The following is a 23,603-nucleotide window of genomic DNA, read 5'->3' on the forward strand; positions in this document are numbered from 1 at the left end:
CTTCCGGCCCCTTCATTTAGCCACGTTACGATGGACTCAGGCTTATGGCTTACACCACATTTTCTCAAAATAAAAACAACCAGTTGCTGGAGCCGATGTTCTTCGGTCAGTCGGTTAACGTTGCACGTTTCGATCAGCAAAAACATGAAATTTTCGAAAAGCTGATTGAGAAGCAACTGTCCTTCTTCTGGCGTCCGGAAGAAGTGGACGTTTCCCGCGACCGTATCGACTACCAGGCGCTGCCGGAACATGAAAAACACATTTTCATCAGCAACCTGAAATATCAGACGCTGCTCGATTCGATCCAGGGCCGCAGCCCGAACGTCGCCCTGCTGCCGCTGATCTCGATCCCGGAGCTGGAAACCTGGATAGAAACCTGGTCCTTCTCTGAGACCATCCACTCTCGTTCTTACACCCATATTATCCGTAACATCGTCAACGATCCGGCGGTGGTGTTTGACGACATCGTCACCAACGAAGAGATCCTCAAGCGCGCGAAAGACATCTCCGGCTACTACGACGATCTGATCGAGATGACCGGCTACTATCATCTGCTGGGTGAAGGCACCCATCAGGTCAACGGCAAGACAGTGACCGTTACCCTGCGCGCCCTGAAGAAACAGCTCTATCTGTGCCTGATGAGCGTTAACGCACTGGAAGCCATCCGCTTCTACGTCAGCTTTGCCTGTTCATTTGCCTTCGCGGAACGTGAACTGATGGAAGGCAATGCCAAAATCATCAAGCTGATTGCCCGTGACGAAGCGCTGCACCTGACTGGCACCCAGCATATGCTGAACCTGATGCGTTCCGGCGCAGATGACCCGGAGATGGCGGAAATCGCCGTTGAGTGTCAGCAGCAGTGCTATGACCTCTTTGTGCTGGCAGCCGAGCAGGAAAAAGAGTGGGCGGAATACCTGTTCCGTGACGGCTCGATGATCGGCCTGAACAAAGACATTCTGTGCCAGTATGTGGAATACATCACCAATATCCGCATGCAGGCAGTGGGTCTTGGCCTGCCGTTCGCCACCCGCTCTAACCCGATCCCCTGGATCAACGCCTGGTTAGTATCAGACAACGTTCAGGTGGCGCCGCAGGAAGTAGAAGTCAGCTCCTACCTGGTTGGCCAGATCGACTCGGAAGTGCACGCCGACGACCTGAGCGACTTCGAACTCTAAGCGATGGCATCATCAATCGTCACGCTGCGTGCCACCGGCACGCAGCTATCCTGCCCCAAAAGTGAAGGCTGCCTGCTCGACGTGCTGGAGCTGCATGACGTTGAAGTGGAATACCAGTGCCGTTCCGGCTATTGCGGTGCCTGCCGCCTGAAGCTGGTGAAAGGTGATGTGGTTTACCACCAACAGCCGCTGGCGTTTATTAACGACGGCGAAATCCTGCCTTGTTGCTGCATGCCACTGACCGATATCGAACTGGAACTGTAAAAAGTTGGGTGCCTGAAACCGCGCCTGGATACCAGAAGGCGGGGTTTCCCCCGCCCTATGATTACCGCTTCACATACAGGTTAACGTCATCAGGATAGTGATATCTTTCTGGTAGATTTCTAATCCGCAAAAGCGATCTTTAATCATCCAGATAAATACCAAAACCGTAATACATACAACAGTTAACGCGTATAGCGCATGCTTTTTATACATGGCTTGCCTCCTTGCTGTGAAGGGGCTACCATAACGGTGTCTAGGCGTTAGGGCAGCCCCATTCTGATTGAGAGTCAGTTTGGGGCTTTCATCTATCCGCCTTGCCACACAATGCCCAAGACGAATAGTCTCAAGCACCCGCAGCGATTGTAACAGCCTATCCTCGACGCGATAACCCCTTATAATATTATGATTAATAAGGGATATATCACTACCATCAAGCATTCTCCACTCGATAATCTCGACGAGCAAGATCCTGCCTTGCTGTGGTCTACCGCTGAAAGAATCGAACCGGAACTGTGAAAAGTTGGGTGCCTGAAACCGCGCCTGGAGACCAGAAGGCGGGGTTTCCCCCGCCCTATGATTACCGCTTCACATCACAAGCTAACCTGATCAAAATAGTGATACTTTCCTGATAGATTGCCAGCTCACACAGTGAGCCTCTTATCATCCAGATAAATACCAAAATCGTAATACATACAACAGTTAACGAGTGAAACACATGCTTTAACCGCATGCTTGCCTCCTTGCTGTGAAGGGGCTACCATACCGGTGTCTAGGCGGTATGTGCAGCCCCATTCTGATTGAGAGTCAGTTTGGGGCTTTCATCTATCCGCCTTGCCACACAATGCTCAAGACGAATAGTCTCAAGCACCCGCAGCGATTGTAACAGCCTGTCGTCAACGCGATAACCCCTTATAATATTATGATTAATAAGGGATATATCACTACCATCAAGCATTCTCTACTCGATAATCTCGACGATCTCCAGCCAGCCGTTTTTCCCACACACGGGCCCACCGTTCAGCCAACGCCGTAGCATGTCCAAAGCCAGCATCGCTACCGACTCTTGCCGCAGCCGTAAGCCATGACGCGCAGCTTGATAACGCACCATCTGCCCAATCCCCCCTTTTGGCGTGTGCAGCGCCACGCTCACCTGGTTGCCATTCATGGCACTGACCGCCAGTGCCAGTTGCGCCCCGGTCAGTTCCGCCAGTGAACGCGCACGGGCCAAGGTGGTTTCCAGCGTTTCTACACAGTGCGACGGCAGCAACTCGCCGCCGGCCAGCGGCGCGCCTTCGGTCTGCAACTGCAGATTGATCAATCCGGCGCTGAACTGTTCGCTCAACGCCAGCTTCAACCCCTGCTGGTTCAAGCGTTGCGTCAGTGCTGCCGGCAAGCCGATAGTGCCCTCAAACAGAGTGTTGTCACCCGCCACCTGGCGTACCCGCTCCCAGGCCTGTTCCATCGCCGCACGCTGGCTGACCGGGCCAGTCAGCTTCAGCTCGATGATCGGGCTGGAAGAGCGGTAACCTAGCACCACTTCCGGCGGCAGCGGCATGCCATCGAGTTCGGCGGCCAGATCGCTTTCGGAGGTACCAAAGGTGGTTAAACGCAAACACAGCGGCGGTGACGGCAAGGTAAAGCGCTCGCGCAGGCGCGGTACGATTTGCTGTTCGACCATCACTTTGAATTCAGAAGGGACACCGGGGGTGAAGAACATCGTGCACCGGTTCAGCTTCAACGCAAAGCCGCAGGCGGTACCCACCGGGTTATCGAGCATCTCGGCGTTTGCCGGGATCTGCGCCTGTTTACGGTTTGAAGCCGCCATCGGTCGACCACGTTCGGCAAAATAAGCCTCCATACGCGCCAACCATTGGGCATGTTCCACCAGCTCAACACCACAAGCGCCAGCCGCCGCCTGTGCGCTGAGATCGTCACTGGTCGGCCCCAGACCACCGTTAACGATCAGCACATCGGCGATGTGGCTACGTTCCAGCAATGTTTCGATCAAAGAGGAGAGGCTGTCCCCCACCGTTTCGCGGCCGCTCATCGGCATACCCTGCTGGAACAGATAGTCCGCCAGCCAGGCGGCGTTGGTATCTATAATTTGCCCGTGCAGCACCTCATCACCGGTGCTAAGCATCTCCACCCTTAACATTGATCTCTCCCACATTTTCTGATCATTCCACTATAGAAGCCTGTAAATAAGTTTTCACTACGCATTGCCGGTTAATTTCTGTCGAAGGCACTTTTTTGCGATATCACGCGGACCGCCAACGTGTAAACATAAAATTACATACCCCGTAACGCCTGTTTGACACAAAATAATCCATCCACTATCCTGCCGCACTTAGAATGAGTTACCTATAATTTTCCAAAATCTTTGGCTGGTAGAGAAAAACGTGAAGAATCGCACGCTTGGCAGTGTTTTTATCGTGGCTGGAACCACCATTGGCGCAGGGATGTTGGCGATGCCACTGGCGGCGGCCGGTGTCGGCTTTGGCGTCACGCTGGGTCTGTTGGTCGGCCTGTGGCTGTTGATGTGTTATACCGCGCTGCTGCTGGTTGAGGTTTATCAGCATGAGCAGGCGGATACCGGCCTCGGTACTCTGGCAAAGCGCTATCTTGGCGGCGGCGGCCAATGGCTGACCAGTTTCAGCATGATGTTCCTGATGTATGCCCTGACTGCGGCCTATATCAGCGGTGCCGGTGAATTACTGGCGGCCAGCATCAGCCAATGGACCTCGCAGGATTTCCCTACCACCCTCGGCGTGCTGCTGTTTACTCTGGTGGCGGGCGGTGTCGTCTGTATCGGCACCCATTCGGTCGACTTATTTAACCGCGTCCTGTTCAGCGCCAAAGTGGTTTTCCTGATTGTGATGCTGGGCCTGATGTTGCCAAATATCCATCAAACCAACCTGATGACCCTGCCGCTGGAGCAAGGGCTGGCGCTGTCAGCCATTCCGGTGATATTCACTTCGTTCGGCTTCCACGGCAGCGTACCCAGCATTGTTAACTACATGGGCGGCAATATCCGCAAGCTGCGCTGGGTGTTCATTATCGGCAGCGCCATTCCACTGGTGGCTTATATTTTCTGGCAGTTGGCGACCCTCGGCAGTATCAGCTCCACCACTTTCGTCGGCATTTTAGCGCAGCAAGCCGGTCTGAACGGTCTGTTGCAGGCGGTACGTGACGTCGTGGCGTCCCCCCATGTCGAACTGGCGGTACACCTGTTTGCCGATCTGGCGTTAGCTACCTCGTTCCTGGGGGTTGCGCTCGGGCTGTTTGATTTTCTGGCCGACCTGTTTAAACGCCAGGACAACGTGCGCGGTCGTCTGCAAACCGGTGCCATCACTTTCTTGCCGCCGTTGGCTTTCGCCCTGTTCTATCCGCGTGGCTTTGTGTTGGCTCTGGGTTTTGCCGCCATTGCGCTGGCGGTGCTGGCGCTGTTGCTGCCGTCGTTGCTGGTGTGGAAAACGCGTCAGCAGCATCAGGCAAAATACCGCGTCTGGGGGGGCACACCGGCATTGGCATTGGTGTTTGTTTGCGGGATAACGGTGATTGCCATTCAGTTGGGCATTGCCAGCGGCATTCTGCCGGCGGTAGGGTAATAGAGAGAACCATAAAACAAAGGGGCCGCTTGGCCCCTTTATGCTTTGTATCAGAAGCTCAGACCGACACCAATATACGGGCCATCGGCCAGCGTGTTGTCACGACGTCCGTCCTTCCCTTCCATCTTCATGTAGCGATAACCCACATCCACGCTGAGCGGGCGGAAAACATTCCAACGCAGGCCACCGCTGGCCTCGTTATATGCCTTCACGCCGCTGGTCAGCGAATCCGGGGCAAAATAGCCTTCGCCATGCAGGCTGAAGTAACGGTTGATAGCCCAGTCCAGGCCGCCGCCCAACGCCAATGCGCCGCCGTCACTGCCATCTTTCGGGCTTAGATACAACGCCTTGCCACCCACAGTGGCGGTCAGCGGCCCCAGCGGCACACCGAAACTCAGCCCCAGGCTACCGACGTTGCCGTCATGATCGCTGCGCGCCCAGTTGCCGGTGATACCCAAGCCGGAATTGCCGGTATCCTGGCCGAAACCAAGGTTGGTGTAATGCTGTCCGGCCTCGCCCGACAGGCTGAGTGCACTCGCTGCACCGGTCACAAACAGCATACTTGCTGCGCAGGCGACCAAAGTCTTTTTCATCATCTATCCCTCTTGCTGCTTCATCCATTACGAATGATATGAATTAACCCGTAATAATACCGTCACAAGTCTATACCAAAGCGCAACCGGTCTTTAAGGGATAAATCCTTAATTAATCAAAGAAATGTAAAGTTCTGCAAGCAAAAGCCCCATTCCCTGAGGTAATGGCAACGATAACTCAGACCTATTTGCCGCAGGCGTCCAATAGGTCTACAACTAGTAGTGGCATTGACCCAAGTCAGGGTAACAACGCCCTGCCAGATTATGATGATGAACGCTTAATTCGCCCGAGTCTTCACTCGATTGCAATACGCTAAGGAGCAAGTGATGAGCAAGAAAGGATTAACTACCGCCGCCGGTGCCCCGGTTGTCGATAATAATAACGTGATCACCGCAGGCAAACGTGGCCCGATGCTGCTGCAGGACGTCTGGTTCCTGGAAAAACTGGCCCATTTCGACCGTGAAGTGATCCCCGAGCGTCGTATGCACGCCAAAGGCTCCGGCGCCTACGGCACTTTCACCGTTACCCACGATATTACCCAGTACACCCGCGCAAAAATCTTTTCTGAAATCGGCAAGCAAACCGACATGTTCATCCGCTTCTCCACCGTAGCCGGTGAGCGTGGGGCTGCCGACGCCGAGCGTGACATTCGTGGTTTCGCCATGAAGTTTTATACTGAGGAAGGCAATTGGGATCTGGTGGGCAACGATACGCCGGTATTCTATCTGCGCGATCCGCTGAAATTCCCCGATCTCAACCACGTAGTCAAACGCGATCCGCGCACCAACCTGCGTAACCCAACCTACAAGTGGGACTTCTTCTCGCTGTCACCAGAAAGTCTGCATCAGCTGACCATCGACTTCAGCGACCGGGGTATTCCTAAATCCTATCGCCATATGCACGGCTTCGGCAGCCACACCTTCAGCTTTATCAATGCCAACAACGAACGCTTCTGGGTGAAGTTCCACTTCCGCTGCGAGCAAGGCATTGAAAACCTGATGGATGATGAAGCGGAAGCGATTATCGCCAAAGACCGTGAAAGCTCACAGCGCGATCTGTATGAAGCCATCGAACGGGGTGACTACCCACGCTGGAAACTGCAAATTCAGATCATGCCGGAACACGAAGCCTCTCAGACCCCCTATAACCCGTTCGATCTGACCAAGGTATGGCCGCATGGCGACTATCCGCTGATCGACGTTGGCTTCTTCGAGCTGCACCGTAACCCGGACAACTACTTCTCGGAAGTGGAACAGGTGGCGGTGAACCCAGCCAACGTGGTGCCTGGCATCAGCTTCTCGCCGGACAAAATGCTGCAGGGGCGCCTGTTCTCTTACGGGGATGCGCACCGTTACCGCCTGGGGGTAAACCACCATCAAATCCCGGTTAACAGCCCGAAATGCCCGTTCCACAACTATCACCGTGACGGTGCAATGCGCGTGGATGGTAACAGCGGCAACGGAGCAACCTACGAGCCGAACAGCTTCGGTCTGTTCCAGGAGCAACCGGACTTCAGCGAACCCCCGCTGAGCATTGAAGGTGCCGCTGACCACTGGAATCACCGTGAAGACGATGATTACTACAGCCAGCCACGTGCGTTGTTCAACCTGCTGAGTGCCGAAGAGCACCAACGTATGTTCACCCGCATCGCCGGTGAACTGTCGCAGGTACCGGAGCAAATTCAGCGCCGTCAGGTTGAACTGTTTACCAAAGTGCACCCGAATTACGGTGCCGGCGTAGCCAAGGCGTTAGGTCTGAAATAAACTCCGTTTCTACGCTCAGGCCGCCTGAAGGCGGCCTTTTTTATTGAGCCGAAATCTGCTCCGCCGCCCATTGTTGCAACTGACGGCGCGAGATCTTGATCCCCCCGGCCTTCAACTCATTGGGCATCGCCAACAGCGCTATTGGCCGCTGGAAGTTCACCAGCCGCTCCTGCGACCAGGCCAGCAGTTCCTCCAGCGAGAGAGGCTCCTCACTGTCGATCACCGCCACCGGCCGTTGGCCAAACTCGGCGTCATCGACCGGCACCACCACCACTTGCGAAATCTGCGGATGGGCCGCCAATACGCGCTCAATATCTTCTGGCTGAACGCCTTCTCCACCGCTGAAAAACAGGTTGTCCAACCGGCCGATAATTCGCAGTTCGCCCTGCTCCATGACGCCACGATCGCGGGTATGGAACCAGCCCTGATCATCAACGATCGGCAACAAGCGGCCCTGCAGCCAGTATCCCAGCGCCAGACTCCGTCCGCGGATCCACACCTCTTCATTCACCAGTTTAATTTCCCGGCCAGCCAGAGGCAGCCCAACGCCCGGCAGCGCATCGGCACGCTTGGCGCACACGGTGGAAGCCAGTTCAGTCAGACCATAGCCACACCAGCAGCGGATCCCCGCAGCCTCTGCCTGTTTGGTCAGCTCTACCGGGATCATCGCGCCCCCCAGCAGCACTTTTTTCAGCGTCAGGGTCGCCAGCGGTTGTGCCAGCAAGCGCCAGAGCTGCGTCGGTACCAAGGATGCATGAGTACAGCCCGCCAGAGCATCGGCCAACGGATGCATCTCACGCACCACCAGCGCGGCCCCGGCCAGCAGCCAACGCCAGACAATGCCTTGTCCGGAAACGTGAAACAAGGGTAATGACAGCAACCAGCGATCCTGCGCCTGGAAATCCATCAACTGCAGTACGCCTTCGGCACTGGCCAAATGACCGGCGTAACTGTGCGCGGCCGCTTTTGGTCTGCCGCTGGAGCCGGAAGTCAGGGTCAGGGTCGCCAACCGCTTCGGATCCCAGCGCGGCGGATTCAGCCAGCGGGATTCGGTAGACGGGGGATTTAAACGGATGGTCCTGGCCGGCAAGGTCGGCAGTTGATCCGGGCTGAAGGCAAAATCGATATCCAGCTCGGGCAACAGCGTCGCCAACAGAGAAACGGGTAACGCCGGATTCAGCGGCAGCAGCCGCGCACCGCACTGCAACAGCGCCAGATAGGCCAGCAACAATGGATAACTGTTCTTACCGAACAACGCAACGCCGCAGCCGGGCTCCACACCCTGGTGCTGAAAATCCGCCGCCAGCTTGTCCACCTGACGCCGTAACACCAGCCAACTCACCGGCTGATGGCCGACAATCAGCGCCGCCGCCTGTGGCCGTCGCTGCGCCCAATGTCGCCACGGCCAGTCTTTCAACTGCGCCATAAACACTCCAGCGCTTGCTGACTCAGTAACGGCAGCTTGCTGCCCGGCCAGCTCCGCAGCAATTGAGCCTGCATCAGATCCAGCGTATCGAGTCCAGGCACGGTGGTCGGCGTCAGCCAGTGCGCAATGCGCGCCAACTGCGTCAGCCCCAGGCTGGATTCAATGCTGGAACTGATCACCGCCGTCAACCCCACTGCATGGGCCTGATCCACCAACGAGCGGCAACGGGTCAGGCTACCGACCAGCGTTGGCTTAATCACTATCGCGGCCACGCCCGGTTCCGCCTGCACCACAAAATCCGCCTCACACACGCTTTCGTCCCAGGCGATGGCAATGCCCGTCGCCTGAGCGAAATCCCGCGATTCATCGCGGGTTTTGCAAGGTTCTTCAAGGAAAGCAATGCGCTCACGCAGCGCCGGGTTGACGTATTTGGCAAACCCGTCAGCTTTGGCGCGCGTCCAACTGCGGTTGGCATCCAGCCGCAGCCTGAGATCCGGCAGAGCCTCCAACAGCACGTTGACTATCATGCCGTCACGCACCGCTTCATACAGCCCAACCTTCACCTTGGCGACCTTCTCACCCGGCAAAGCGGTCAATACCTCGAACAGCTCATCAGGGTCACCGGTGCACAGCGGCGCTTTACGGTAATCAGCCTGCTGCGGCAGTTGGTGTTCCAACTCCGCCAATGCGCAGCTGGTACCGAACGCCACTGAAGGCAACGGGCTTTCGGGAGGTAATTCCCCACGTTGCCAGCTCTGCAACCAGCTGAGCACCGCCTGTTCGGCCTGCGCCAGCGTTTCCAGGCTGAACTCCGGCAGCGGCGCGATCTCGCCCCAGCCTTCTTGCTCACCCTGCTGCAGATGGATCAGCAAACCATCGCGAGTTTTTAACCGCTGATTACGCAGCACCACGCCGGCATCCATAGGCAGGCTGTAACGGTAAAGGGTCGCGTTACGGGGGCTGGTGTTCATTACGGGTTACGCTTGAATTTGCTGAAGTCCGGCTGGCGCTTTTCGTTAAACGCGTTGCGCCCTTCCTGACCTTCATCGGTCATGTAAAACAGCATGGTGGCATTACCCGCCAATTCCTGCAGGCCGGCCTGACCATCGCAGTCGGCGTTCAGGGCCGCTTTCAGGCAGCGCAGCGCCATCGGGCTGTTTTGCAGCATTTCGCGGCACCAGCGCACGGTTTCTTTCTCCAGTTCGGCCAAAGGCACCACGGTATTGACCAGGCCCATGTCCAGGGCCGCAGCAGCATCATACTGACGGCACAGGAACCAGATTTCGCGAGCCTTCTTTTGCCCCACGATGCGCGCCATGTAAGAAGCGCCCCAGCCGCCGTCAAACGAGCCGACTTTCGGGCCGGTCTGGCCGAAAATGGCGTTGTCCGCCGCAATGGTCAGGTCACACATCATATGCAGTACGTGGCCGCCGCCGATTGAATAACCGGCCACCATCGCCACGATCGGCTTCGGACAGGTACGGATCTGGCGCTGGAAGTCGAGCACGTTCAGATGATGTACACCGCTGTCGTCCTGATAGCCGCCGTAGTCGCCGCGGACTTTCTGATCGCCGCCGGAGCAGAAGGCTTTGTCACCGGCACCGGTGAGGATAATGGTGCCAATGCCGTCGTCGTAACGGGCATTGGACAGCGCTTCAATCATCTCTTTCACCGTGTGCGGGCGGAAGGCGTTACGTACCTGTGGACGGTTGATGGTGATTTTAGCGATGCCGTCGCTGGACTTGTGATACAGGATATCCTCGAAATCACCGGAGCAATCCTGCCATTCGATGGCGGCATACAGTTGTTCTTCATTTGGATAGAGCATATTCGGTTCCTTTAACCAGGGTTATCGAGAAAATTGCGCAGCTCGGCGGCGAAGTCCTGCGGATTGGCCAGGTGCGAGTTATGCCCGGCCTGCGGCACGATGCGTAATGGCAGCCCGGCGTCGCGCGCCAACTGTTGAAATTTGTGATCGTCAGCGCCGCATAACACCACCAGCGGCACCGCCAGTTGTTGCAGTTGCGGGGCCAGATAAGGCTGTTTGCCCAGCGAAGTGGCTTCCAGCATGTCCGCCACGGCCGCGCCGCTGTTGTCAGAGCGGGCGTCGACCAGTGCATCACGGTGTACCGAGCTGAGATTGGCGAACACCGGTTGTTGATACCAGTCGGCCAGCACCTCGGCGAGGGGTTCCCGGCGAAAACGTTCGGCCCAGGCCACATCATGCGCCAGCCGCTGCTCGCGCAGTGCGGCGTCGGCCAACCCCGGGTTGCCGCCTTCAATAATCACCCCCTGCAGGCCACGGGTTTCGCCGTAGCAGGCGTGATACATGGCAATGCGCCCGCCGAGCGAATAGCCCACCAGCCAATAGCGCTCGATACCGTGCATCTGCAATGTCGCGCTGATCTGCGCACTGATATCGTCGAAGTCGGTACAGCTGACCGCAACCGAATCACCGTGACCGGGCAGGTCAATCGCCAACGACGGCCATTCAGGGCAGCGTGCAGCAATCACTCGCCATTCATTATTGTTGCCCAGCAGGCCGTGTAACCAGATTAGCCACGGCCGATCGGCCTCACCCTGCTGCAATACTTTTGTTGCCAGCATCATTGCTCCGCCATCTGTTGCACCAGATGCTGCAGCGTCTGCGCGCCATCACTCGGCGGCACCTGCAGCTCAATCAACGTGGCGCCACTGTGGCGCCAGCCCTGTTCCACCGCCTGCAACAGCTGCCCCCAATTTTCCGGGCACGCGTAAGCCAGGCTGAACATCGCTGCCGCATGGCTGAACTCCACGTCCTGCGGCATGCAGTAGAACCGTTGCCGGTCTTCTTCCGGCGTTGGCAACAGTGAAAAAATCTGGCCGCCGTTGTTATTAACCACAATCAGCACCGTCGGCGCTGAACATTGGCGTAACAAAGCCAGCGCGTTCAGGTCATACAGTGCCGATAAATCCCCCACCACCGCCAACGTCGGTTTGGCCGTCGCCCGCTGGACGCCTGCGGCAGTGGAAATCAGGCCGTCGATGCCGCTGGCCCCGCGGTTGCTGAATACCGGATAACCGGCCGGCAAGCGGGTCAATGCATCAATCAGCCGCACGATCAGGCTATTGCCGAGGAACAGTTGGCCGTTTTCCGGCAGCAATTCCGGCAATCGGTGCGCTAACTGCGCCTCACCAAAGCGGTTAACCAAATGGCCGGAGACGGCATCCAGCGCGTTATCCGCCAGCGTTGTCAACTCATCGGCCCACGGGGAACGCGGCTGTGCCGGGTGCAGTTCAAGCCACTGCGCCACGCTGGAACGGATCCGGCGCCCGCGGTGGTGCGCCGGATCGAGCCGCCCCGGTAATTCATCGATTAGCCAATACTCTTGCGGCCGGCACTGTTCCTGCCACTGCAGCAGGCGCTTGCCGGTCAGGCTGCTGCCGAACTGCACCACCAATTGCGCATCGGCCAGCAGCTTTTGCGCCTGCGGCTGGGCCAGCCATAAGTCGGCGCAGGGCAGCGGCTGCCCGGTCTGGGACAGCACATCGCCTATCAGCGGCCAGCCAAGCATCTCGGCCCATTGCGCCAACTGCTCGCCCTCTTGCGCACTCATGCGCCCCGCGACCACTACGCCGCGCTTTTGCCGCCAGAAGAACCAGTCAGGTTGCTTAAGCACAGTCTGCAGGCTCTCTTCACGCAGCCAGGGGTGGCTGCCTTGCCACCAGTCGCCGAGCGTCGCCGACCAGTCGGCATATTGTTGCTCATCACCGCCGTACAGCGGTTCGGCAAACGGACAGTTAATATGCAATGCCCCATGCTGCAGGCGCGCCATTGCGCTGTCGACGGTTGATACCAGCCAACTGGCGGGGATATCCGTCGTCGGCCGCGGCAGATCAATACTCAACGTCGGATGACTGGCATACAGGCCGTTTTGGCGGATCGCCTGATTGGCACCGCAGTCGATCAGTTCAGGCGGTCGGTCGGCGGTCAGAAACACCAGCCGTTCACCGGTCAGCCCGGCTTCGATCAGAGAGGGATAAAGGTTGGCGGCGGCGGTGCCGGAAGTGACGATCACCGCCACCGGCTCGCGCGACGCCTTCGCCAGGCCTAGCGCCAAATGGCCCAGCCCGCGTTCATCAAAATGGGTATGGCAGATAAAAGACTTGTTAGCCGCCGCAGCCAGCGTCAGCGGCGTAGAGCGCGATCCCGGAGCGATACAGACATGCCGTACTCCATGGCGAGCCAGCGCTTCCAACAGCAACGCCGCCCACCGGCGATTAAAAACACTTGTCGACATAATTCGCTCACAAGTCGGTTAACAGAATCTGCCTCTGGCGCCCGCCTGGCAGCGGCACGCCGAGAGTGATGTTCTGCATTATATGAGTAGTTATCTTTACGACTTTTGCGCCAGCGCAAAAACGCCGTATATCCCGGTGACTTTATGGTAGACAATTAATTGATTTAGAACAAAAAATAAACATAAAAATCACAAGCAGTTTACACCTGCCGCGTCATTCGCTCAATAAATCCGGAGTATAAGCAGGGAAATTCAGCGTAACGGCTCTGGCAGCAGTAAAGTCAGCAGCCCGGCGGCCTTGTTTTCGATTTCCAGCCACTCTGCCGCAGCGTCAGAACCGGCCACAATGCCGGCACCGGCATACAGGCGTAATTCCTGGTCGTTAATTTGCGCGCAGCGCAGCGCTACGCAAAACTCACTGCGGGAGGAAGACAGATAACCGGCAGACCCGGCATACCAGCCACGGGGGAAAGGCTCATGTTGCAGGATAAACTCGCGCGCCGCCTGACGCGGCAACCCGGCCACCGCTGCGGTAGGCTGCAACCGCTGCAGGCAATCGGCATCGTCGTTGTCGTTGAGCCGGCCTTCAATACGCCGCCGCAAATGCTGCACCTTACGCAAGCGCACCACCTCGGGCGGCAACACATCCACTGCGTCGGCACCGCCTTGCAGGCGTTGGCAGATATCATCCACCACCAGCAGATTCTCATGCTGATTCTTGCCGTCCTGCAGTAACCATTGCGCCAGCGCCTGGGCTTGCTGTCGATCGGGATGATTGGCGACGGTGCCCGCCAGCGCTTCGGTCAGCAGACGACGGTCATTTCGCAGATACAGTCTTTCCGGGCTGGAACCGAGGAATGCGCTGTGCGCATCAAAGCGCAGCATATAGTGATAGCAACGGTGATTGACCCGGCGGCTGGCATCCATCATCGCCGGAGCCGACAGCGGGCCATCCAGTGTCAGTAAGGTATTGCGCGCCAGCACTACTTTTTCCATCTGCCGCCCGCTGATGGCCTTTAATGCCTCACACAGCATCGCTTCCCATCCGGCGCGGTCCGGCTGATGCTGCATCCGGCTCACCTGCACCTTTAATGGCGCGATCGGCTGGGCCGTCGACAGTTGATCCAGCCAGCGGTCGGCCAACGCCGCATCGTCGCGCAGCGAACTTTCGGAAAACAGATTAAGCGTTAATTGTGTTTCACCGTCGCGGGTCAGGATTTCCAGACGCGGTAAAAATAAATACGCCGCGCCATCAAAAGCGTTCAGCCCCCAAACCCGTGCGCCCTGATACGCCCTGATAAAGGTCTGCGCTTGCCGTGGCTGGGTAAACTGCCGCAGTGCGCAGCACACCGCGGCCTCCTCATGCCCATCGCGGTGATGCCAATAAAATTGTGGGAATGCCGGTTGCACCGCCAGCCATTCCAGCAAGTTGGCGGCTAACGATGCCGGAACGGGAAGTGAAATCTGGCGGAAACCACCCTCAGAGGGCAAATGTTGCTCAAGCTGCCGGCGTAAGCGCCTCAGCAATGGCGAAAGTTGTTCCACGACCACCTCAATAACCAAACTTAATGTGAGGAATTATACGGTAAATCAAAACACAGCGGCGGAAAAATAGCGTCGGTAATCAACGCCTCTGGCGACAAATAGTTTATTAAATCTAAACAATTAGTTCAAAAAGCGTCCGATAAAGCATTGTGCGGCTATACTGAAAAGGCATGTTCCTGCCTGCTAAAAACCCACGCCAGATCTACCCGGCGCAAAAAACAGGATATTCACGATCTCCCAGCGGTTACACCGGCTGCCCTTTGGGTCAGATGTAAGGAGCCTTTGTGTGAAAGAAATATTAATCAATTGGTTAAAAAAGAAACGCAAAACAACCAAAGTAAATTCGTTGCCTGTCCGGCGTGCCAAAGGCGAGCCGGAACCGACAGGTGGCACCATCAAGGCCGAACTGTTTTCTGTCGACCAAATGGAGCGTTATGGCCACCGCCTGGCGCGCTCACACAAGCTGGCGACACGCAAAACTCCCTACTATTTGCTGAAGCGGCTGGATGATAACGAACGCGTTCTGGCGGAAAGCTGTCACCAACTCAGCAACGGAAAGAAAGCCAGCATGACCCCGGCCGGCGAATGGCTGCTGGACAACTACTACCTGATCGAAGAACAAATCCGCGTTGTACGCCACCATCTGCCTAAAACCTTCGGCCGTGGTCTGCCCCAACTGGGCGCGCCGCATAACTGCCCGCGCATCTATGACATTGCCGCCGAAGCCATAGCCCACGGAGATGGCCGCTGGGACGCCGAAAGCCTTACCCGCTATATCGCCGCCTATCAAAAAGAAGCCAATTTGACGCTGGGCGAGCTTTGGGCACTGCCCGGCATGCTACGCCTGGCGTTGATTGAAAACCTGCGGCGCGTCAGCATTGAGGTGGCTCAGGCCCAGCAGGAGCGTAACCTGGCCGACAGCTGGGTGACTAAAATGCTGGAGTCAGCGGAGAACGATCCGGCCAACCTGATCGTGGTAATCGCCGATATGGCGCGTTCCAATCCCCCGCGCACCAGCGCTTTTGTCGCCGAGCTGGTTCGTCGCCTGCATGGCCACGGCACCATGCTGGCGCTGCCGCTCACCTGGGTCGAGCAACGTCTGGCAGAGGTCAGCCTGACGTCGGATGAATTGATCCACCGTTTTAACCAGCAGTTGGCCGTCAGCCAATTGTCGGTCAGCAACAGCATTTCCGGCCTGCGTCAGCTCAGCGAAATGGACTGGGCCGAGTTTGTCGAAACCATGAGCCAGGTGGAACAAACCCTGCGTCAGGATCCGGCCGGGGTTTACCCGTTGATGCACTTTACCACCCGCGACAACTACCGCCACGTGATTGAGATGCTGGCGCGACACTGCCCACACAATGAGGTGCAGGTCGCCCAGCAGGTACTGAATATGGCGCGCGTGGCGGCAGAAATTCCGTCCAGCGATCCCCGCTGCAACCACATCGGTTACTACCTGATTGACGATGGCCGCCCGGAGCTGGAGCAGCAGCTTGACGTACGTCTGGGCCGCATTACCCGGCTGCGCCATGCGTTAAGTCAGGCTCCGCTGCTCTCCTGGCTCGGCAGTCTGAGCCTGATCACCACCGCCTGCTGCGCAGAACTGCTGCGCCACGCTTACAGTACCGGCATCAGTTGGGGGCTGGCGCTGTTGTTTTTCCCGATGGCGATTGTCATCAGTCAATTCGTGCTTAACCTGCTCAGCGAGGTTACAACCCGCAGCCGCACGCCGCAGCCGTTGCCCAGGCTCGACTTCTCCTGTGGTATTCCCGCCGAATTCCGGACTCTGGTGGCAATACCGACGTTAATCGACAGCAAAAGCGGCATTGATAAGTTGATCAATGCCCTTGAGGTTTGTTATCTGGGCAACGCGATGAAACATCTGCACTTTGCCCTGCTTACCGACTTTATCGATGCGCCCCATCAGCAGCATGCCGATGACGTTGCCCTGCTCGATTATGCCAGCCAACAGATGATGGCACTGAACGCACGCTACCCCTGCCAGGGCCCAAGCCACTTTTTCCTGTTTCACCGCAACCGCGAATGGAACGAAAAACAGGGCGTGTGGATGGGGCTGGAGCGTAAACGCGGCAAACTGAACGCGCTGAACGACTGGCTGCGTAACCGCGGCAACGCCTTCTGTACCCAGATTGGCGACGGGCTGGAGGTGCTTAAAAACGTCAAGTACGTCATCACCCTGGACAGCGATACCGTCCTGCCGCGTGAAAGCGCCCACCAGTTAATCGCCGCCATGGCGCATCCGCTCAATCAGCCGCAGTATGACGCCCGTAAGCAACGGGTAGTAGAAGGCTACGCCATCCTGCAACCGCGCATGGCCGAAGAGATCCCGAGCTATGGGCAAGGCCGCTATGCCGCACTGTGCAGCAGCACGCCGGGCAATGATCCCTATACCCTGATGGCCTCGGATATCTATCAGGATTTATTTGGCGAAGGCTCGTTTATTGGCAAGGGCATCTACGACGTGGATGTGTTCTCGCACAGCATGAAAGGCACCTGCCCGGCAAACCTGGTGCTGAGCCACGACCTGCTCGAAGGGTGCTACGCCCGCTCTGGCCTGTTGAGTGACGTCCTGTTGTACGAACAGTATCCCAGCAACTATCTGGTGGATGTCGCACGCCGTTCCCGCTGGATCCGTGGGGACTGGCAACTGCTCAACTGGCTGCTGCCACGGGTGAAAACCGCCGACGGCACCCGTACCGCCAACCCACTGAGTACCCTGTCGCGCTGGAAACTGTTCGATAACCTGCGCCGCAGCCTGACGGCATCCAGCCTGTTACTGTTGCTGTTTTGCGGTTTCGTCTGGCTGCCAAATACCCGCTATTGGCTGGCGGTGTTCGCCATTATCCTGCTGCTCCCCACCCTGCTGGCGCTGCTGCAAGATATTGTGCGTAAACCCCCGCGCAGACCTTTCCTGCAGCACCTGCGGTTAGCACTGAGCGGCTCGCTGCACCGCTTGGCTCAGGTTGGGCTACGGCTGGCGACGCTGCCGCATGAAACGCTGTACAGCCTGAAAGCGATTATGGTCACCCTCTGGCGGCTACTGGTCACTAAACGCAATCTGCAAGAGTGGACCAGCTACGATCAATCCAAAGCCCGCCAGCAGGTCACGCTGCAAAACTTCTACCGCGCTATGTGGATTAACCCGGTGACGGGCCTGGCGTTACTGTTTTTCACCGTACTGCATAACCCGATGGCACTGGTTATTACGCTGCCCCTTGCCGCTCTGTGGATCCTGGCTCCCTTGCTGCTGTACTACCTCAGCCACGAACCGCAGCGCAGTCAAACCGCAATTAACGACGAACAGCGGCGTTTCCTGCGCCATACCAGCCGCCAGACCTGGGACTTCTTCAATACCTTCGTCAATCAACAGGAGAACTGGCTGCCGCCGGATAACTATCAGGAGGTTCCGGAACCGGTGGTGGCGCACCGGACGTCACCGACCAATATCGGACTATCGCTATTGGCCAACCTCACTGCCTATGACTTCGGCTATCTGACGCTCAGTGAAGCGCTGCGGCGCATCGAGTTGACGCTCAATACGCTGGATCGCATGGAACATTATCGCGGTCATTTATACAACTGGTACGACACCCGCACGCTGGAGCCGCTGACCCCACGTTATATCTCCAGCGTCGACAGCGGCAACCTGGCCGGTCATCTGCTGACGCTCAGCGCCGGTCTGCCGGCTCTGGCCCACAAACCAGTCATTGACCCGCAACGGATACTGGCCGGGCTGGGCGACAGCCTGCAATTGCTGGAGCAACACTGGGGTGACGCCGCACCGAAGAATCTGCCGAAACTGCGTAACCACTGGGAACAGGCGCACCACTGCCATCCCGTCGCGCTGCTGGCGGAGCTGAATGCCATGCGCAATTACAGCAATGGGCTGCAGGAACCGGCGCTGAATCACGATGAGGAGACCCGGCGCTGGGCCGGTGCGCTGCATCAACAGCTCAACGAGCTTTGTAGCGAATGGACGCAGTGGTTTGGCTGGCTGAGCGATGGGCAGTCAGCGCTGGAGCAGGTACCCAGTCTGCACTGGTTGGCTAATCCACCGGCTTCATTGGCCCTGTCGGCCGATCAACAGGGCAAGCTTGACGCAGCGACGGCACTGGCACAGGAACGACTGGCGCAGTTACACAGCCTGCAGCAACGGCTGGAAAAAATGGCGCAAATGGACTTCCACTTCCTGTATGACGAATCGACCCATTTGCTGACCGTCGGCTTTAACTGCGATCAAAACCGCATGGACGGCAGCAAGTACGATTTGCTGGCCTCGGAAATCCGCCTGACCAACTATGTCGCCATAGCGACCAACCAAATACCGCAACGCAGTTGGTTTGCACTTGGCCGCCTGTTCACTCTGATCGACCATAAAGCGGCACTGATGTCGTGGAGCGGGTCGATGTTTGAATACCTGATGCCGCAGTTGGTGATGCCCGCCTACCCTGACTCGCTGCTGGTACAAATGTGCCGGGCAGCGGTGGAACGACAGATTGCCTGGGGCAAGGAGCGCGGCGTGCCCTGGGGCATCTCCGAATCCGGCTACTTTGGCTTCGATGCCGATCAAAACTATCAATACCACGCCTTTGGCGTGCCAGGACTGGGCCTGAGACGCGGGTTGGGTGACGATATGGTGGTCGCCCCTTACGCTACGGTGATGGCGCTGATTGTCGACCCGGAAGCCGCCTGCAATAACCTGGTCACGCTGGAGCAAAATGGCGCCAAAGGCCGTTACGGTTTCTACGAGGCGCTGGATTACACCACCGCTCGCCTCAGCCGTGGCCAACTGTACGTGATTATCCGTTCTTATATGGCGCACCATCAGGGCATGAGCTTCCTGGCCCTGTCGCACCTGCTGCTGGATGCGCCGATGGTCTCGCGCTTTGCCGACTATCCGGCGTTCCAGTCGGCACGTTTGCTACTGCAGGAACGGGTGCCGGATGCGGTAGAGCTGTACAGCGCCCGCCGCCACTTCGAAACGCACGAAGGCACCATCACCCCGGCCAGCTTCGCCGCACGCGAATTTAACCGGGTGGACACGCCGATCCCGGAAGTGCAGCTACTGTCCAACGTCAATTATCACCTGATGTTGACCCAGGCCGGCGGCAGCTACAGCCGCTGGCAAAACCTGGCGCTGACCCGCTGGCGCGAAGATGCTACCTGCGATAACTGGGGAGCATTCTGCTACCTGCGCGATCCGCAAACTGGCGAGGTATGGAGTAATACCTGGCAACCGATCGGCGGGGCTGCCAAGGGCTACAGCGCCGTGTTCAATGATGCCGGTGCCGAATTCCAGAATCAGCAGGGGTCGCTGTCGGTCAAAACGCAGATCGTGGTCTCACCGGAAGACGATATCGAGCTGCGTCGGGTGACGTTGCTCAATCGCGGTAAACAGCCGCGTACCATCGAAATCACCAGCTATGCCGAAGTGGTGCTGGCACCGGCGGGTAACGATCTGGCTCATCCGGCGTTCAGCAATCTGTTTGTACAAACCGAACTGCTGCCGGAGCAGGACGCCATTTTATGCCACCGCCGCCCGCGTGAACCCAAGGAAAAATGCCCGTGGTTACTGCATATGATGACGGTACAGGGGCGTTCCAGCCAAACGTCGTTTGAAACCGATCGCGCCAGGTTTATCGGCCGTGGCCGCACGCCGGCCAACCCACAGGCGCTATATCAAAACACGCCGCTGAGCAACAGCGCCGGGCCGGTCATTGATCCTATCATCGCTATTCGCCAGCGCGTGGTGCTGGAGCCTAATGTCCCGCTGACGCTGGATATCTTCTACGGCGTCAGTGAAGACCGCGCCAGCGGCCTGGCGATGCTGGAAAAATACCGCGACCGTCATCTGGCGGATCGCGTGTTTGAACTGGCCTGGTCACACAGCCAGGTGGTACTGCGCCAACTGAACGCCAATGAGGAAGACGCCAATCTGTTCAACCGCCTGGCCAGCGCGGTGGTGTTCCCGGCACAGGAAATGCGCGCTGCCAGCAGCGAGATCATCCAAAACCGTCGTGGCCAGTCAGGGCTGTGGGGACACTCGATCTCCGGCGATCTGCCCATTGTGTTGCTGACCGTCACCGACGGCGAAAATATCGAGCTGGTTCAACAGTTGATCCAGGCACACAACTACTGGCGGCTGAAAGGCCTGCAGGTCGATTTGGTGATCCTCAACGAAGACGTCGGCGGCTACCGCCAGGAACTGCAGAACCAGATCATGGGCCTGATCGCCGCCGGCATGGAATCCACCCAAACCGACAAACCCGGCGGTATCTTCGTACGCACCAGCGAGCATATGTCACCGGAAGATCACCGGCTGCTGCTCAGCGTGGCGCGAATTTATCTCGACGATCGGCGCGGCGGACTGACCGAACAGCTCAACCAACGCCTGCAACTGCCGCAGGTTCTGCAGCAACCGCTGTCGCCGGTCACCGCCTCCTCGAAACTGGCAACGGTGGATAATCTGCCACGTAACCTACATTCGCCGCAGTTGCCCGCCATCGACGCCCTGCAGTTCTATAACGGCCTCGGCGGCTTCTCGGAAGATGGCCGTGAATACGTCATTGCGATGAACGAAAGCAAGATCACCCCGGCTCCCTGGTCAAACGTAATAGCCAACCCAATGTTCGGCTCGGTAATTTCGGAAAGCGGACAGGCATACACCTGGTATGAAAACGCCCATGAATACCGACTGACGCCGTGGGATAACGATCCTGTCTGTGACCGCAGCGGGGAAGCCTTTTATTTGCGTGATGAAGAGAACGGTCACTTCTGGTCACCGACACCGCTGCCCGCCCGCGGCCGCGGCCACTACCTGACCCGTCACGGTTTCGGTTATAGCGTGTTCGATCACCGCGAGAACGGCATCGACAGCCAACTCAAGGTGCTGGTGGCCAAAGAGGCACCGGTAAAACTGTTCCTGCTGACGCTGACCAATACCTCCGGACGCACGCGCAAGCTGTCGGCCACCGGCTATGTGGAATTTATCCTCGGCGATCTGCGGCAGAAATCGGCCATGCACATTGTCACCCAGCCGGCTACGCTCGATAGCGGCTGCGGCATCCTGGCCACCAATCACTACGGCAGCAGCGGATCGGAACGAACGGCTTTCTTCGGCGTAACCGGTGTGCACTGTTCTGTCAGTGGCGATCGACGTGAATTCATTGGCCGCAACGGAACCTTAACCAGTCCGGCGGTGCTGAAGCTGCGACGGTTGTCCGGCAAGACCGGCGCAGGCATGGATCCCTGCGGTGCCGTCCAGTCGGCTATCAGCCTGATTGATGGCGATCAGCGCAGCTTTGTCTTCGCTCTGGGCCTTGGCCAAAACGCCGATGAGGCCGAAGCACTGCTGCAAAAATACCTGCGGGAAGACAGCCTGCAGGATGAACTGCAGCAGGTCACGGCACATTGGGACGTTATTCTCAACAAGGTGCAAATCAGCACGCCACAGCCGGCCGTCAACCTGCTGGCCAACGGCTGGTTGCTGTACCAGACCCTCTCGTGCCGCATTCAGGCACGCAGCGGTTACTATCAATCCGGCGGGGCCTTTGGCTTCCGCGATCAATTGCAGGATACGCTGGCGCTGACCCATGCCGCCCCCGAACGCCTGCGCGAACAGATCCTGCTGTGCGCCTCACGCCAGTTTATCGAAGGCGACGTACAACACTGGTGGCACCCGCCGCAGGGCAATGGCGTGCGCACGCGCTGTTCGGATGACTATCTGTGGTTGCCGCTGGCGATTTGCCACTATCTGGACGCCACCGACGATCAAGCCATTCTGGAGGAACAGGTGGGCTATCTGGAAGCGCGTAAGCTGGCACCGGGCGAGGAGTCCTCTTACGAACAACCGGCGCCAAGTGCAATACAGGAGACGCTGTACCAACATGGCGTGCGGGCGTTGAAACACGGGCTGACCTTTGGTGAGCATGGCCTGCCGCTGATGGGAGCCGGTGACTGGAACGACGGCATGAATATGGTCGGCCTGGAGGGCCGCGGTGAGAGCGTGTGGCTGGGGTTCTTCCTGTTCCATATTCTGCAGCGCTACGGCGAATTGGCACAGCGTCGCAACGATACCGGGCTGGCCGCACAGTGCCACCAGCAGGCCGCTACCCTGCGCGAAAACCTGCGCAATCACGCCTGGGATGGCGAGTGGTACCGCCGGGGCTATTTCGACAGTGGGGAACCGCTGGGTTCCCATGAATCGACAGAGTGCCGCATCGATGCCATCGCCCAGAGTTGGTCGGTGCTGTCCGGCGCCGGTGATGAGCCACGCAGCCTGCAGGCGATGCAATCGCTGGATAAACATCTGGTCGACGACCAGGCCGGGCTGATCAAACTGCTGACGCCGCCGTTTGACGGCAATGGCCCGAATCCGGGCTATATCCGTGGCTATCTGCCCGGCGTGCGCGAGAACGGTGGTCAGTATACCCACGGCGCGGTTTGGGCGGTGATGGCCTTTGCCGAGATGGGCAATATTGAACGCGCCTGGGAACTGATGGCGCTGATCAACCCGATCAACCACAGCCTGGACAGCACCGCCGCCGAACGCTACAAGGTCGAGCCTTACGTGGTTACCGCCGATATTTACGCGGTGGCGCCCCATGTTGGTCGTGGCGGCTGGAGTTGGTATACCGGTTCCGCCGGCTGGATGTACCGGCTGATCGTCGAGTCACTGCTGGGGCTGAAACGCCATGGCAAACGGCTGACCGTCAACACCCGTCTGCCGGCGGACTGGCCGCAGGTGACGCTGAACTATCGGGAAGGTAGCAGCGAGTATCAATTGACCGTCCTTCAGGGTCAGGGAGCGGCCCAGGTGACTATCGACGGTGAAATACAGCCGGAGGCGGTGATAACGCTGGTAGACGATGGCAAAACCCATCAGGTGGAGGTGATGCTGGGGCAATAAACATCGGGGCGCGGCGGTG

15 protein-coding genes are annotated in these 23,603 nt (G+C 58.0%); 5 read left to right on the forward strand and 10 right to left on the reverse strand.

The window, feature by feature from the left end; translation table 11 throughout:
- Positions 1–44: 44 nt before the first annotated feature.
- On the forward strand, positions 45–1,175 hold the full coding sequence (nrdB, locus tag FCL49_RS12450; RefSeq protein ID WP_099061579.1) for a class Ia ribonucleoside-diphosphate reductase subunit beta: 1,131 nt from the start codon (positions 45–47) through the stop codon (positions 1,173–1,175).
- A 3-nt stretch (positions 1,176–1,178) separates the two neighbouring features.
- A complete protein-coding gene (yfaE, locus tag FCL49_RS12455) occupies positions 1,179–1,439 on the forward strand; it encodes a class I ribonucleotide reductase maintenance protein YfaE (RefSeq protein ID WP_174353844.1) in 261 nt (86 codons plus the stop codon).
- A 69-nt stretch (positions 1,440–1,508) separates the two neighbouring features.
- Here yfaE and FCL49_RS24805 read toward each other — a convergent pair whose 3' ends face one another.
- From FCL49_RS24805 to FCL49_RS12470, 3 genes are all read right to left on the reverse strand, one after another.
- Complete coding sequence (locus FCL49_RS24805) at positions 1,509–1,877, reverse strand: Hok/Gef family protein (RefSeq protein WP_368040113.1); 369 nt, start codon at positions 1,875–1,877, stop codon at positions 1,509–1,511.
- 139 nt (positions 1,878–2,016) lie between these two features.
- The gene (locus tag FCL49_RS24775) at positions 2,017–2,169 is read right to left on the reverse strand and encodes a Hok/Gef family protein (protein WP_135317318.1); all 153 of its coding nucleotides are present in this window, start codon (positions 2,167–2,169) and stop codon (positions 2,017–2,019) included.
- A gap of 228 nt (positions 2,170–2,397) precedes the next feature.
- A complete protein-coding gene (locus tag FCL49_RS12470; protein WP_174353845.1) occupies positions 2,398–3,594 on the reverse strand; it encodes a nicotinamide mononucleotide deamidase-related protein YfaY in 1,197 nt (398 codons plus the stop codon).
- A 244-nt stretch (positions 3,595–3,838) separates the two neighbouring features.
- On the opposite strand from FCL49_RS12470, the gene tyrP reads away from it, so the two are divergent.
- A complete protein-coding gene (tyrP, locus tag FCL49_RS12475) occupies positions 3,839–5,047 on the forward strand; it encodes a tyrosine transporter TyrP (RefSeq protein WP_174353846.1) in 1,209 nt (402 codons plus the stop codon).
- A 50-nt stretch (positions 5,048–5,097) separates the two neighbouring features.
- Here tyrP and FCL49_RS12480 read toward each other — a convergent pair whose 3' ends face one another.
- Positions 5,098–5,640: a YfaZ family outer membrane protein gene (locus tag FCL49_RS12480; protein WP_153860944.1), complete on the reverse strand. Its 543-nt coding sequence runs from the start codon at positions 5,638–5,640 to the stop codon at positions 5,098–5,100.
- Positions 5,641–5,967: 327 nt separating this feature from the next.
- Here FCL49_RS12480 and katA point away from each other — a divergent pair, with 327 nt between their 5' ends.
- Complete coding sequence (gene katA / locus FCL49_RS12485) at positions 5,968–7,404, forward strand: catalase KatA (RefSeq protein ID WP_167796666.1); 1,437 nt, start codon at positions 5,968–5,970, stop codon at positions 7,402–7,404.
- A 40-nt stretch (positions 7,405–7,444) separates the two neighbouring features.
- On the opposite strand, the gene menE is transcribed toward katA, so the two are convergent.
- The 6 genes from menE to menF form a co-directional block, all read right to left on the reverse strand.
- Positions 7,445–8,830: an o-succinylbenzoate--CoA ligase gene (gene menE / locus FCL49_RS12490; protein WP_174353847.1), complete on the reverse strand. Its 1,386-nt coding sequence runs from the start codon at positions 8,828–8,830 to the stop codon at positions 7,445–7,447.
- Positions 8,818–9,801, reverse strand: coding sequence for an o-succinylbenzoate synthase (menC, locus tag FCL49_RS12495; RefSeq protein WP_174353848.1), 984 nt, complete (start codon positions 9,799–9,801; stop codon positions 8,818–8,820). Before menC ends, menE begins: the two co-directional genes overlap by 13 nt.
- On the reverse strand, positions 9,801–10,658 hold the full coding sequence (gene menB / locus FCL49_RS12500) for a 1,4-dihydroxy-2-naphthoyl-CoA synthase (RefSeq protein ID WP_174353849.1): 858 nt from the start codon (positions 10,656–10,658) through the stop codon (positions 9,801–9,803). The genes menC and menB overlap by 1 nt, the downstream gene beginning before the upstream one ends.
- 11 nt (positions 10,659–10,669) lie before the next feature.
- Positions 10,670–11,440, reverse strand: coding sequence for a 2-succinyl-6-hydroxy-2,4-cyclohexadiene-1-carboxylate synthase (gene menH / locus FCL49_RS12505; RefSeq protein WP_174353850.1), 771 nt, complete (start codon positions 11,438–11,440; stop codon positions 10,670–10,672).
- Entirely contained in the window at positions 11,437–13,110 is a 1,674-nt protein-coding gene (gene menD, locus FCL49_RS12510; RefSeq protein ID WP_174353851.1) for a 2-succinyl-5-enolpyruvyl-6-hydroxy-3-cyclohexene-1-carboxylic-acid synthase, read from the reverse strand. The genes menH and menD overlap by 4 nt, the downstream gene beginning before the upstream one ends.
- A gap of 252 nt (positions 13,111–13,362) precedes the next feature.
- The gene (gene menF / locus FCL49_RS12515) at positions 13,363–14,655 is read right to left on the reverse strand and encodes an isochorismate synthase MenF (protein ID WP_174353852.1); all 1,293 of its coding nucleotides are present in this window, start codon (positions 14,653–14,655) and stop codon (positions 13,363–13,365) included.
- 286 nt (positions 14,656–14,941) lie between these two features.
- Between menF and FCL49_RS12520 the strand changes: the two genes are divergently transcribed.
- Complete coding sequence (locus tag FCL49_RS12520) at positions 14,942–23,584, forward strand: GH36-type glycosyl hydrolase domain-containing protein (protein WP_174353853.1); 8,643 nt, start codon at positions 14,942–14,944, stop codon at positions 23,582–23,584.
- Positions 23,585–23,603 lie beyond the last annotated feature (19 nt).

The sequence above is a fragment of the Serratia proteamaculans genome (assembly GCF_013337185.1).
In the GTDB taxonomy this organism is placed as follows: domain Bacteria; phylum Pseudomonadota; class Gammaproteobacteria; order Enterobacterales; family Enterobacteriaceae; genus Serratia; species Serratia proteamaculans_D.